General features: G+C 44.1%; 7 protein-coding genes. All 7 read right to left on the bottom strand.

Going from position 1 to position 14126, the window contains the following annotated elements:
• Complete coding sequence (locus MUY27_RS03970) at window positions 1-3615, bottom strand: SusC/RagA family TonB-linked outer membrane protein (RefSeq protein ID WP_245128687.1); 3615 nt, start codon at window positions 3613-3615, stop codon at window positions 1-3.
• 161 nt (window positions 3616-3776) lie between these two features.
• Entirely contained in the window at window positions 3777-5006 is a 1230-nt protein-coding gene (locus MUY27_RS03965) for a FecR family protein (RefSeq protein ID WP_245128686.1), read from the bottom strand.
• Between the two features lie 51 nt (window positions 5007-5057).
• Window positions 5058-5693 (bottom strand): RNA polymerase sigma factor, encoded by a 636-nt coding sequence (locus MUY27_RS03960; RefSeq protein WP_245128685.1) that lies wholly within the window; start codon window positions 5691-5693, stop codon window positions 5058-5060.
• A gap of 122 nt (window positions 5694-5815) precedes the next feature.
• Window positions 5816-7522: a glycoside hydrolase family 26 protein gene (locus MUY27_RS03955; RefSeq protein WP_245128684.1), complete on the bottom strand. Its 1707-nt coding sequence runs from the start codon at window positions 7520-7522 to the stop codon at window positions 5816-5818.
• Window positions 7519-11271, bottom strand: a complete 3753-nt coding sequence (locus MUY27_RS03950) for a glycosyltransferase (RefSeq protein WP_245128683.1) — start codon at window positions 11269-11271, stop codon at window positions 7519-7521. The genes MUY27_RS03955 and MUY27_RS03950 overlap by 4 nt, the downstream gene beginning before the upstream one ends.
• The gene (locus MUY27_RS03945) at window positions 11268-12581 is read right to left on the bottom strand and encodes a glycoside hydrolase family 2 TIM barrel-domain containing protein (RefSeq protein WP_245128682.1); all 1314 of its coding nucleotides are present in this window, start codon (window positions 12579-12581) and stop codon (window positions 11268-11270) included. The genes MUY27_RS03950 and MUY27_RS03945 overlap by 4 nt, the downstream gene beginning before the upstream one ends.
• Before the next feature lie 346 nt (window positions 12582-12927).
• Window positions 12928-14016 (bottom strand): AhpC/TSA family protein, encoded by a 1089-nt coding sequence (locus tag MUY27_RS03940; protein ID WP_245128681.1) that lies wholly within the window; start codon window positions 14014-14016, stop codon window positions 12928-12930.
• Between the last annotated feature and the right edge of the window lie 110 nt (window positions 14017-14126).

Genomic DNA, 14126 nt, shown 5'->3' with positions numbered 1-14126 from the left:
TTAGAATGAAGCATTTAAACGCAGTAAATAATTTCTTGCCGGAGGCAGGTTTGCATAGTTGTTGGTATTGGTGAACAGGGGATCTAAATGATCTTTATTTGCCCGCCAGATGATACCCAGGTTTTGCACGTTTGCACCTATTGATAAAGCCTTTATTGAATTTTTAGGTAACAACCTGGCCGGTACAGTGTATGAAAGACTTACTTGCTGTAAGCGGATATGGTCGCCTTTTTCTAACAATGCGTCTGAGTATTGGTAACGATAGATACTGTTGTAGCTTGCGTATTGTATACCGGGAATATTGGTCTTTGCCTCATCGCCCGGCTGGCGCCAGCGATAAGCCATGTCTTGAACTTTACCAATTGTTCCGTAAAACTGTGAATTGCCGCTGGTTGGATAATTGTTGGTATTTACAGACTGGCGCATAAACACGTTACCGAAATAGTAGGCCATTTGTACGGTAGCAGTTAAAGGCCCTGCGGTAAACGTATTAAAGAAACCACCTGTGTACGGGGGATAGGTAACACCGGCATATCTCAGATCATCACGCGTAAAATTAGTTATAGATGTACTCGCAGAGATCACCTTGCCATTTCTGTCATAAATCTGGGATTGTCCCTGGTTATCCAACCCTGCCCAGCGATAAACAAACAAAGATCCTACAGGAAGACCATTTACACTTGATGCACCGGCTATCAGGTTGGATGATAGATTGGTAAACCGCTCGTCTGTGATTTTATTAGTAGTGTAAGTGAAATTAAAAGTAGAGCTCCAATGAAAGTCTTTTAACTTGATGATTTCACCGGTCAGGCCCAGATCGATACCATGGCCAGTCATTTTTGCTGTATTGTAAGACAAGCTTGACCATCCGTAAGTTGGGTTAAACGGAAGTGCCCTTACAATGCCATCTGTACGTTTGTTGTAGATATCGAAGCTTCCGATAAACCTGCCCCTGAACAGGCTGAAGTCTGTACCAAAGTTCAATTGTTTGGTAGTTGACCATCTGAGGGAACTATTAGCGGGCGTGTTGATAGCGGCCGTTGTTAAACCGGTACGGCTATCAGAATTGCTGCTTACGCTAAATAATGTAACATTAGAGCCGGTTGTTGGTATAGTACCAGAAATACCGTATGAAGCACGCAGTGCTAAATTAGATAGCCAGCTGATATTGCTTAGGAAATTCTCTCTGGTTGCATTCCATCGCAAACCTGTTGACCAGAAAGGCCTTGCCCTTACGCTGCGTGATACGCCCACAAGCGTAGCGTCATCAAAACGGAAACTTCCGGTTGCAAAATATTTATCTTTAAAACTGTACCCGGCATTACCATAATAAGATAAGTACCTTCTTCTGGTTTCACTTATACCCGAAAGGTTGTTGGACAGTGTTTGAGAATAACCATACATGGTCATGTAAGACACTCCTGGATTAAATACCCCTATCGTATTTGCATCCTGGTTATAGCCATATCTTGTAGAGCTGGATTCTTTACTGCCAGTTTCGCGTATTTCTGTACCCAATAAAGCCGTTACCTGGTGATCTTGTTTGAAGGTATGATCAAAATTCAGCTGACCCCTGATACCGGTATCGTAAGCGCTGTTATTGTCTTCGTAATAATTGCCGCCGTAAGGGATACCGTAAACCAATTGTCCGTTGTTGCCAACAGATGTTGCGGTGTTTAATTGGATGCGGTTACTATAGCTGTTTAGTTCATTTATGGTATTAACACCCAGTACCTGCCTTTGCGTCATTACAGACACATCTGCATTTAACCAATTAGTAAACTTACCTGTTAAGCCTGCATTTACCCTGAAGCTGTTAGTTTTAGAGAAGGTGTTTGAATAATTGGATTCATCAAGCGCATTGTAGCTAAATGGCAGATAACCTTTACTTACTAAGCCATCGGCAATTGATTGCCTGAAGATGAAGGTACGTTGGATTGTGTTGCCGTTTGCATCTACCAGGTTATCATAGGGCCTTAATGAGGTTGTTGAATTTGACAAGGCGTCAACTGCAGCGCCGTTGTATTTAGAATTATCATACTGGTAATTTAAACCGGTATGAAAAATGACGTGTCTGTTGAATAAGCCGGAAGAAAGATTAGAATTTAGATAGAAAGTTTCCCCATAGTTATTCTTATAAAAAGGGGTGTTCCTGGTGTAGTTTCCTGACACACTATAGGTTGTGTTTTCAGCTCCGCCTGATACAGAGATGTTTGCCTGGTGGGTGATGCTGTTTTGCAGCAGGTATTTGTTGATCTGGTCGCGCGAATTATGTGTGCTCAATTCTGCAAGCGCGGCATCGCGCTGGGCAGCTGTTGCCGTACCTCTTTTTACGCGGAACATCCACTCGGTGGCGTCGCTGTTATTTGCGGTATAAAGGGCATTGTAACTTGGGGCTAAAGCAGGGTCTGTAAGGATGCCGCGGTTAACCAGATCTTGCTCAAAATCGATATACTGGCTGCTGTTCATCCAGGCCAGTTGCTTAAGGTTCGGACGTTGTGAAACCCCTAATGTGTAATTTACATTCAAAACAGGCATGCCTTTTTTGCCTTTACGCGTTTCAATAACAATCACACCGTTTGCACCGCGCGAACCCCAGATAGAAGTTGCAGAAGCATCTTTCAGTACAGTGATCTGCTCGATGTCATCCGGGTTAAAACGGTTGATAATCGCATTGCCAGAGACCGAACCAAGTGCCGTGTTAATACGAGGTTGATCATTAGGGCTGATCAGCGGGAAACCGTCAACCACAATCAGCGGTTGGCCAACGGTCGTATAATCATTCACTCCTCTGACTTGGATGGTATTACTCCTGATATCGAAGTTTACGCCTGGCATTTTACCTACAAGCCTTTCTAATAAATTGGGGCTTGGCGTAGATAGAATCTGATCGCGGTCTACAGTAGAGTAAGCACCGGCTGCACGCTCTTTTGATATTTTGGTAAAACCATCATAAATAACCGAAACCTCGTTTAAGCGGTTCATGGCTGGCTTCATGGTGATTTTGAAGGGGCTTTTATCACGCACGTTAAAATAAACTTCTTGCGTCTGGTAGCCTAAATAGGATACTACAAGCACTACGCCTGCTTCAGCAACGTTAGGTACTACAAACTCACCTTTTGAATCGGCTACGTAGCCTGTTTTAGAAAATTTAACATAAGCAGTAGCCCCTGGCAAGGTATTGCCAAGGCTATCAGTAACTACACAGCGGAAATCAACTTTTGTGGGGATAACGTCTTTAATTTTCTCCAGAAAGGTTTTCTGCCTGATCACGATCTTCTTGTTTTCCACCTCGAAATTTAGCGGCAGGCCAGATAACGTTAAAGACAATGCTTCCTGAACGGTAGCGTCTTTCAGATCAATGGTAACTGGTTTTGATTTTGACAGGACATTCAGGTCGTAAACAATGTCGAAACCGCTCTGACGGTGTATTTCCTGTAATACACTTTCAACAGAAGCATTTTGCTTCTTCAGTGTAACGCGCTGGCCAAGGCTTGCCGCACTTACCTGAAGAAGGCCAACCAATAGAAACAGGGTGGTCCATCGCATAATACGCAGGGTTTTTTGGAGCTGTCGTTTGGGCACGACAAAATCAATAGTATAAATTTTATACATTTGTTAGTTTGTTGTTGCAAAACGCTATTGTTGGAAGCACCAGCGTTTTTGCGGGTTTAACTGTTAGTTTAATTCAGGTAAAACCAGGCAAATAAGGGCCAGGAGTGTTCGCAGCACTTTTGGCTTTTTTATTTACCAGGGATTGGATCGTTTATTAGTAGCTATTCTGTGACCAAAACCCTCCTTCCTTCAAGTTTAAGATGTACTTTGCCAGTGGCTTCCATCAGGTTTAGCACTTCTGACAGTTTGTTTTGCCGGGATATCCATCCGCCTAACATCAGGTGTTCAGGGGCACCGGGCTGATAACTAATTTCCACATCATACCAACGCGCTACTTTTCTTAAAGCGCTGCGGATATCTTCGTGGAATACAAAATCACCGTTCTTCCAGGCAATCGCAGCATCAGTATTGGCTTCAGCCACGTTGAATTTGCCTTCGCCATTGATCAATTGCTGGCCGGGAAGCAGCATGGCCTCACGATTTCGAGCAGGCTGACTTACCTTAACGCTACCCTCAAGAAGAGTAGTAATAGCCGAAGGTTCGTCCTCATAGCAATTCACATTAAAATGGGTACCTAATACTTCAATATACTGGTCTTTATCTGCCTGGCCGGCAACTATCGTTTTAACTATAAAACGTACACGTTTTTTGGTTCCGGGGATATTTTGGTGCGCCACCTCGAAGTAGGCTTCGCCATTTAGCTCAACCTGCCTTACGTCCTGATTAAACACGGAAGGGTATTTAAAAGTGGTTTTAGCATTCAGCCAAACTTTAGTACCGTCCGGTAAAACCACCATAAACTGGCCCTTGGCTGGTGTCTGGATAGTATTCATCACGGCTGTTACCTCATTGCGGGTAGCAGATGTTTCATTAACCTTGTAAACAATCTGGCCATCAGCGCTTTTCGAAATGCTAACGCCTTTTTCGCTCGCTATCAGGCCACTTTTTGCGTCAGAAAGATCAATCTTCTTTCCATTTGCTAAAATCAGCAAGGCTTTGTTACCGCCAGGCGAAATGTCGTGTTTCTTATTTGCGCTGTAGTTGTTCTGCGTGCCTTTGTGGGTAAACAGGAAATACGAACCAATTAAAGCGAAAATTAAAAAGGAGGCCGCCGCATAATAAGATAGCCGTCGGATTTTTAGCTTGTAAATAATGTTGGCCGGGCGCTTTATACTTTGCTGCAAAATTACATATTGCGATTGTGCCTGTTGTTGCGCTGATGAAATACTTAAAGAGGTGATAAGGTTTCGGAGTTTTTTTATCTCCGGCTCACTCTCAGGATGTTCTTTAATCCATTCCTGCCAGTAAAGGACGTCGTTGTCGTTCTTTTCAAGGCAAAAATTTATAAAAGATTCTTCTTTGAGTAAGTTTTCGGATTGAATTTGATCCATTTCTATTGCTTTTCAAACAATAGAGTAATTAATCTCCCGTTTTCACTACTCTTATCTGAAAAAAAATAAAAAAAATAAAACAAAAGCCGAAGCAAGGCTGAAGATTAGTATGTCTTCATCATTAATGGCGTTTCTGAGGTTCGAAATAGCCTTGTAGATGGTATTGTATACAGTATTTATTGAAACATTGTTGCTTTCTGCAATCTCGTTATAAGATAAACCCAGATAAAACTTCTGGTAGATCATCAATCGCTGCCGTTCTGGTAAATTATTTACCACTTTCAGCAGCGCTTCACTATGCCTGCTATTAATGTTATTATAGATGTGTATGGTTTCTGCTGATGGAACCACCAGCGAATCCGGCAGGTCTGTTAAACCGGCTACATCTTCTGTTTCAATGCTGTCGTCTTTATAGAGCCTGCGTAGAAACGAAGTTACCAGGTAGTTATGGTGGTTTTTAACATGCGGCAACCGTTCCTGATTTTCCCATACATAAAGAAACAGTTCGTTAATAGTGTCCTGTGTTAATGCGGCATCAAACCCTTTCTTATTACCAATAAAAGAAAAGTAATGAAAGTAATGGGTATAAATACGTTTAAAAGCTGGCTCACTTGATTGATAAATAAAGGCATGCCAGTCAGACGTTAAATCGGATCCTCTTGAAATTTTATCTGCCCAACCGTTCACAAAGAAACTATTACGTCCACCTAAGATAAATATAATATACTGATAATATAATATTGTTGTTGAATTAATAAGGCGGAATGGCTTTTTGGATATAAATTCTCAATCCATTGCAGCTAAGTGAACTACTGCAAGTTTAAATCTTTCAAAAAGGCGGTCATGCTTGCGGTTGAAATACTCCAGTCTGGCGCTTCTATATTTCCCCATGCTTTCGGGTTATCATACAAATTGAAGTAGCAAACTCCAAAAACCTGTTTATTCTGTTTGATAACGGATGCGGCATCGTGCAACCACTTACGCTGGTAACGCTCCGGACCTTTAATCCCAAACTCTGTAATGAAAAACGGCTTTTCAAGAAAACGCATACGGTAATTTTTCCGGTCGAAAATCGTCGCAAAAGATTCCTGCCTATTGTAATCCGTAATGTTTTTGTCCGGCAAGCCATAAATAGCTATACTAATGAAGTCTACAGCATCAGTTCCCGGAAACCAATCTGCAGAGCCGCGATCGCCCGCCGGGCCCCATACTTTGCGGATATTAGATGCTTTGGCAAAAGCCATAAAATGGCGAAATGCGTTTATGTAGGTAATCGGGTCTGAACTTTGCCAGGCATACCGGTGAATAGGGATTTCCATTTCATGTGCCCATCGAAGATAAACTGTTTGCCCACTATTAGAGATGACAGCAAAAAGCTTTTTAATTGTTTTGTCGTAATTCCCTTTTACCACATGCTCAAGCACGTTCGGGTCGGAGCGATGGGTTGTATCTTTCCAGGGTTCTACCGTTACGATAGCATCATGCTTGCGGGAGATAGTACTGTCGAATTTAAGTTTAAAATCTCCTCTTTGTATCTCGCCCCAATCAGTAAAAATGTGTTCTACGCTGATGCCGGGCAGTTGGTTAATTCGTTTTTTTTCGTCGAACACGCCCACTTTAAGTTGGATCCGAGTAGGTTTCGAAGGGATGCTTTCTATAAAATATCCAGGCGAATAGATGGTGTTACGGTACTTCTGAACAGTATCCGCAAAATCTTCAACCCAGCGTTGTCTGAAATTGGACGGGTTGAGTTGTTGACTGCCAAGAATAATTACCGGTTTAGCCATAAATCGCATATGGTGCAGTTTAGCCGCCAATAATTTGGGTGCAGATAGCAAAGTATAAGGATTCTCTGCGAGCATCTGTTCCGAAGTTCCTTTCAGAGTAATACTGATGAGGTCAACGTTTTTTGCGTCGGGCCAATACTCGCTATCGCCAGGATAGCCGGATGGCGCCCAGATCAGTTTTACATTTGGCGCCTTGCGTTTTAATTGAGCACTGAAATAATTGAAGGCTTCGATATATTGTTTAGGTGATTGCAATTGCCAGGGGTATCTTTGTACGGGTACTTCCATGTCCGGGTTCCAGCGTACCAAAAGCATGTGACCGGAAGATTTAGCGATAGCGGCAAGACGGTTTATCTGCGCATCAAAGTTGCCTTTCAGCGTTTCGGCAAGTACGTTATTGTCTGCGCCGGCACTGCCCCATGTCTCGTTAGACCAGGTTTCAATTGTAACTAAAACATTGCCACGGGCAATAGCTTCTTTCAACCGTGCATCATCGTTCCAAAGAGCAGTGTTACGCCAGATGAGGGTAAGGTGGGCTAACTTTTCAGGTAACACAAAAGGCCTGGCATCTCTACGGTTAAATACCCCAACAGATATATCATCAAAACGTTCCACAGCTTCGTTAGCCCAACGCTTTTTAAGGGGCTGCTTGAAATAGAAAGCCGCTACTGATAACAGTACAATAACTGATACGATAATTATAAATGCGCTGCGTTTTGATGAATTCATAGCGGAAGGTTAAGTGTGGAAATAGCGAGTGTCGCCTGCGCGCCTTTTACACCTGTAAGCAGCAGGCGGTATTGCCCGGCATTTTCGGGGATGCTTAATTTGATACTGGCACCGTTGCCGACACTGGTCATGCTGGTGACATGGCCATACTGATCAAGTTCCAGCAAACGCCATTCAAATGTTAGAGCCGAAGTTCGCGGGTTAGCCAGTTGCCATTCGTTATTTTGATAAACCAGTGCATGGTAGGTGAGCAAAGCGCCCGGAAGTGTGGTAGCTGCCGGGCGAAGGATCTTCACCTGCGGTAAATTATTCGGCAATTCGTGACCGTTCCAAAGTTTACTAAGCAGCGCAAGTTCGGGTTTTTGCCTTCCCCACATGTCGTTCAAGCCATCAAAGTCAATATTATTATCGGTCTGCTGGTCTTGCCATTCTTCTACAACAGCTCCTTTTTTTAAACCGGTAACTTTTTTGTATTGCTTCGGGCGGATATAGCTAAAAAAGTAGGGAACGCATATATCGTGTATCATCGTTGTATCGATCAGATTGTTTACCCTTAAACCAAACCCATCAATCTGGGGAATACTTTCGTGCAAACGTGCGCTCAAGGGCAGGAGTGAAGGATCGGCGATAAGATCCATCGTTAGCGGCCGTGAAGGGTCTTCTTTTTTTATTGCTGCAACCAGCCCGGCCAGCCAGCGGATATACTTTTCCTGTGCTGCAAAAAGCTGTGGTTGTAAGTAAAGGGCTTTAAGTTGTTGCAGTGGAGTGTTTCCCAGGTTCCATGATTTTATGGCCGGATCGGTACGTTTAGAACGGATGTTAGAGATGACCACCTTAGCGAAGGCATTTAAGATGGTGCTGTCCCGTGTAAAATTGGCCGCATCGGGAAGCCAGAAACAGTAGAGAATGTTTAAATGGGTATTCTTTGCCACTTCGGTGGTTGAGCGATCATAATAATGGTTAGGTCCGAAGATCTTGATGGTATTTGCGCCAACATTTTTAATCATTGTAAAATCCGTTCTGATCACTTTCTTCGTCAGCGGAGCAGGGTTTTTGTACCAATATCGTTGTTTGGCATAAATAACACCCCGGATACTATCCAGTGTTTTTGAAAAATAAGCATTGCTGTTTGCTGCCGGAGATGCGTTAGTTAAAGCCCGTTCTCCATCAATTTTAGTGCTGTTTTTAAAAACACTTTTTAAAACACCGGCATCAGCTACTGTCCAATTCAATACACCTGTCGAGCCGTCTGGTATGTTATGGTCAAAAGCGGTGTTGAACAGCACTAGTCCCTGCACTTCACCAAATTGTGTAGCAATATCTTTTCGGGCTTGTTGTAACCATTGCCGCTGCAAGCTGTCCTGGTTTAAAGCGCCAAACTCTGCGATCATCACCGGGATATTTCGGCGCGTTAGCGCCAGGCGGTGGTACGGGGTATAAAGCTGGGCGAAGCCGTAAGACTTACCGCCTGGATTATGGCTGCCAAAGTTAAGGCCGGTTACACCGATCCAATCTACATAATCATCCCCCGGGAAATATTTTTCCACGTTCTGCGGTTTCCATGGGTTCCAAACCCAAGCCACGTTGTAAACGCCAAGCTTGTCGAAACGCTGGTGAACGTATTTCCAGGCCGCCTTAAACTGTGCGGGTGTATTACCACCCCGTTGAGACCAGGGGTAGAACGGGTTATCCGCCTCGTGCGCGAAGCGCAGGAAAACAGGCTGGCGAGTGGCCTTTAAGTGCAAAGCAAACCGGTCAATGTATTTATCGAATTGCCCTTTAAGAATATGCGAAAAAACAAGCGTGTCTTTCACAGCAATACCACCATGTTTAAATAACTTCTGCCAGGGCTCCCAGGTGATCATCGGGACAGAATGGTTGGCGTAGATCGAATCAAGCATCGTTTTGGAAGGGAAGCAGCTACTGCTATCACCCCAGGGTATATAGGCAGAGATTAAACCAAAATGTACATGCTGTGCAGTTTGCAGTGTTTGTACATTGTTTATAGAAGTGATACCCCCCTGGGCAGCAGGGTAAAAAATACCGGACAGGAAAACGCGTTCCCGTTTTATAGGTCGCTCTTTGTTACTATCGCGCGATTTGTATTTAAACTCGAACAGGCTTGCACATACGGCCAGGATCACAAACATAAACGCTACACTGCGCGCACCGGAATAAAGCCGCCGCCTGAAAAACCAGAAACTTACTTTCAACGCTTTTACCCGTTTAGCTATAGCCGTAATAATGGGCTTGGTTTGCTTATAAGTTCTGAATGCAAACTGCTGGCTGATCATTACACTAAATACCATAAAGCAGCAGTTAATTGCCGCCATACCCGCCATAATCAGGTTATAAGGGTTCAAATCTGTATACAGGCTGAATGCAATGGCCGCAGCTGATAGGATGAAAATGCTAATGTTCGGGATGTTGATGAGCAAGTTTTTTTCGTCAGCAATATCTTTAGGCGTTGGTATATAAGGGACTTTTTTCCTGATAATAGTATAAATGAACCCTACGATAAACACCCACCAGGTGACGATAAGTAAAAAGCCACCAATAATATGAAAACCCTGTTCATTCTCTTCCATTACCCAGCGCTGTACGTAGTGCCTGATGGCAATGACAGAGGTGACGAACGGAAGGCTCACCAGTGCAAATGCAGAGAAATCTACCTTAAGGGGATAGGCACCTATAGTTAAAGAAATAATGGGAACTATAAAGTTAATGAGAAATACGAAGCCGGAAAGGTAAAAAAGCGGCAGCAGGCCGTAATGCAATTTTTGCCTCCAATTAAATTTGGTGAACAGTTTGATATATGATGTAACCAATAGCTCGAACACCCCGCGCGACCATTTCAACTGCTGTTTATAATAGGCGGAGAGTGTCGCCGGGACGAGGCCTTCGGTTACCACTACTGGTACATAAACAGATTTCCAGCCCTTAGCGTGCAACTGCATAGAGGTGTGCATGTCTTCTGCAAGGCCTGCAGCGTGCCCGCCGATTGAATCTAAAGCACTGCGGCGAAAGGTACAGTTTGCCCCAATCGCCTGCGCGGTTCCGTAAGCGTGCATGGTCATCATCATGGGGCCGTAGAACTGGTAGGTTTGTTGTGCCGCGCCTTTTGCCACCCAGCTTATATCGTGGTTTTTGTAGGCCTGTACTACCTGCACATATCCAACGTTTTCATCATTAAAATGATCTACCACATGGTCTAAAAAGTCAGGGTTGGGCACGTGGTCGGGGTCCAGTACTACGCACAACTCACCTTTGCAAAATCTTAACGCATTGTTGATGTTACCTGCCTTGGCATCAATTTTTATCTCGCGGGTAATGTGATGCACACCTAACTGCCTGCACACTTCGCGCAGATAAGGGTCGTCCGCTTCATCGCAAAGGTAGGTCTCATGCGGGTGGGTGATCTGCTGTATGGCACTCAGAGTCTCCACAATCATTTCATAGGGTTCGCCCTCGCAAAATGTAGTAAGAATGTCTACTGTCCATTCGCGTTGCTTAGTTGGTGCTTCGGGAACAGTGATAGACCAGTAATGATACCATTCATACAAAACCTTAAAACTGGTAAAAGTAAAGGCTGCCATTAACAGGATGTAAAGGTGTCGTTCGCCCATTGCTTCTCTCGCAAAAAGCGACCGCAAAAGAAAGAACACCGAGCAAAGCCCGATTACGATCATCAGCCTGAGTACAACATACTGCCCGCGGGTGGGTTGTTTTATTTTATGTGGTACTCTCATGGTGCGGGCAGAACATAAAATGGCGTATTACAGGTAGCAAAAGTGTGGTTTTTGGCACGGATGTAGACGTAAACCCGGTATGCGCCCTCTTTATGAGGAACGCGGAAGGGGAAAGCGGTTTTTCCTATACCGGTTTGTATAGCACCTATCGGCTTTAAGGCTTTAGTGCTGTTGTGGTTGTCTGGTTGGTACCAGTCCTCTGCCATCAGCTGCCATTCGTAGCTATACTTAGCATAGTCTTGATCATTAAGCATGACATGGGCATTCGCCATGCTGTCTGGCTTCAGGAAGATGTTATCGCGCGAGCCTTTTTCATTCAATAACATGTACCTGATCTGCGGAACTTTTATGTCGCTCTTTTTAGAGGTCCAGAGATACTGCATTGCGTTTACCGCTTCAGAACGATTGCCCTCGCGGTCAAACAAACTAAACCAGGTAGGGGTGGTTTCCTGTTTCTGGCCCCAATAGAATACCAGCGAACCCAAGTACCGCGGATTGCGGACAGGCATGTATTTCTGATATACTGAAATGTATTGCTCTGCTTTTTTTGTGCTGTTTTCTTCAATATAGGCATTCCAGGTGGTTTGGTCATGGGCTAACCATGGCCCGTCAATTCCCCATTCTGTGATCATGAACGGCCCGTCCCATAGCCGCTTGTATTTGTCAAGCTGTTGGTTCAGATTTCGCAATTCACCGAAAATATTGATAGAGATAAAATCAATATCTGTGCGGTACTTAATGTTGAGGATGTTTTGGGGCTGAAAGTTAATTACAGTAGTGGTAACCGGGTGGTTCGGGTCAATTGAATGAATCATGCCCACCATGTCATTAAAAGTTTGGTAGAACTTATAAAAAGAAGGTTTAAGCGGAAAAGGGAGCTCGTTACCGAGGCACCAGCAAAGCAACGCGGGGCTGTTTTTATACCGGTCTACAATTTTTTGGTACGATTTCAACAAAGCAGAAACTGTAGCCCGGTTGTTGTAAAACCAATCCATGTTTTGATTGTCGGGCATATCAAGCCCTACAATTACCGACAGACCGTTTTGTTCAGCATCTTTCAGGATGGTTCCCAGGCGTAGGGTATCCCAGGTACGGATGGTATTTCCGCCTGCCTGCCTTAATGTAGCCAGATTGGTATAACCTGCAGCGCCGCGCACAAAAAAGGGGCGGCCGTTTTTTATCAGCGTATACCGGCCGTTTTCTGATCGGATATAAACAGTTCGGTTACGATCAGTTTTTTTTGGGGAGCAAGCCACAAAAAAAAGCAAAAACGCGTAAACTAAGGCGCTTACGGCAAAAGAACTTTTCACAGCAATTGGGTATCAGCTAAAAATAATTAATCAATAATTATATAACGCAATTTACGATGGTTAATAAAGAAAACCTTAGGAAAATAAACTTTTGTAGATAATTAGCGCCGAATTTAACGGAGGATAGGGGTGTTTTCGGAAAAAGCAACCTTCAGGGAGTTTTTTATTCTTTTAAGTTGTGGGTTTGTTAGCTTCAAAGCCTGAATAGGATAGCGATACCTGGAGTGAAACCAAGGCAAGTGTTATTCATGGTGGTGTAAGCAATTGTCATTTTGTCCCGCGTTGTAAAATGTCTGCATGGATCACGGGTATCTAACTGCCATAAGCGTTTATACGGTGACGGTGTTTATCGCAGCAGCTCCTTCAGTTTGTCATCAAGTGCCTGGCCGCGTAGGTTGCGGGCAATGATGGTACCTTTATCGTCGATCAGAAAGTTATCCGGTATGCCGGTGATGCCATAAATAAGGGCGGCCTTATTCTGATCGCCGCGCAGATCGCTAACGTTTTCCCAGGTTAGATGGTCATCTGCTACTGCTTTTAGCCACCGTTGTTTATTATCATCAAGGGACACGCCCAGCACGGCAAAGCCTTTATCTTTATAGCGGCCGTACGTCTTAACCAGGTTTGGGTTTTCCTCGCGGCAGGGGCCGCACCAGGATGCCCAGAAGTCGACCAGAATATATCGGGCTTTAATATCCGACAGTCTTATTGCTTTGCCCCCTATGTTGTTTTGCTGGAAATCCACATATTGGCCGCCTACTTTAATGTCACGGTTTAATGATATAAACTCACTAATATCTTTACCATAACCGGATGCTTTAATGTTAGCGCTCATATTGTTATACAAAACAGAAGCGGTGTCTTTTCCCCAGCTTGACGCATAAATACTGAGCAAATTAGCGGCAATCAGCGAGTTCGGGTGGCTACGTACATAGTCCCTGTCCGTTTGGGCATCTAATTTCTTTAGACCGGATAATTGTACGGATAGCCTTTTACGCGTTTCCCGATCCTGTGTTGCCTCTCGCACTTTTTCCAGGCTATCCATCTGGATAGCTAAAGGCTTTTTGAGCAGATCAAACCGTTTACGTTCTTCCTCAGTTGCCGAACCAGTAATTGTTCCTTTCTTGAATTCTCCGGCTTTGACCTGAATCGTAATAGGGGTATTTTCCAGCCAGAACGCTACATAGTTGGTGTAGCGGGCCGTATGAAGGTAAACCAGGATAGCTTTATCATGGATTAGACCCTTCATTTGAAAATGACCAGCACGGACCTGGCATGAGTCAATATCCCTATCTGGTTTAGCCAATCGTAAGTAAAGCCACGTGCCGTCTTCCAAACCATTTACCGTCCCGGTGATGGTATAGCTGGGAGCAGCTTTTTTGTTAAGAGTGAAAGCAAAGCTTATAAGTAGGATAACGCTGTATAAGTATTTCATGATGTGAGGGTGTTTTAACCAAATGTAGCTATGGTTTATCCTGGTGCGCTGGATAATTAGACCAAGACGCCTGGAAATTCGACGGAAGGCTTCAGCTAACGCTTCGTCTA

Origin of the sequence: Mucilaginibacter straminoryzae (genome assembly GCF_022953055.1) — a bacterium.
Taxonomy (GTDB): Bacteria; Bacteroidota; Bacteroidia; order Sphingobacteriales; family Sphingobacteriaceae; genus Mucilaginibacter; species Mucilaginibacter straminoryzae.
Note: the sequence above shows the minus strand (reverse complement) of the source record. Positions and strands in the feature narration are given on the sequence as shown.

What these genes read in the sequence shown, in the direction of transcription:
- MUY27_RS03970 (WP_245128687.1), bottom strand. Translation starts at nt 3,615, where the DNA reads ATGTATAAAATTTATACTATTGATTTTGTCGTGCCCAAACGACAGCTC.
- MUY27_RS03965 (WP_245128686.1), bottom strand. Translation starts at nt 5,006, where the DNA reads ATGGATCAAATTCAATCCGAAAACTTACTCAAAGAAGAATCTTTTATA.
- MUY27_RS03955 (WP_245128684.1), bottom strand. Translation starts at nt 7,522, where the DNA reads ATGAATTCATCAAAACGCAGCGCATTTATAATTATCGTATCAGTTATT.
- MUY27_RS03950 (WP_245128683.1), bottom strand. Translation starts at nt 11,271, where the DNA reads ATGAGAGTACCACATAAAATAAAACAACCCACCCGCGGGCAGTATGTT.
- MUY27_RS03940 (WP_245128681.1), bottom strand. Translation starts at nt 14,016, where the DNA reads ATGAAATACTTATACAGCGTTATCCTACTTATAAGCTTTGCTTTCACT.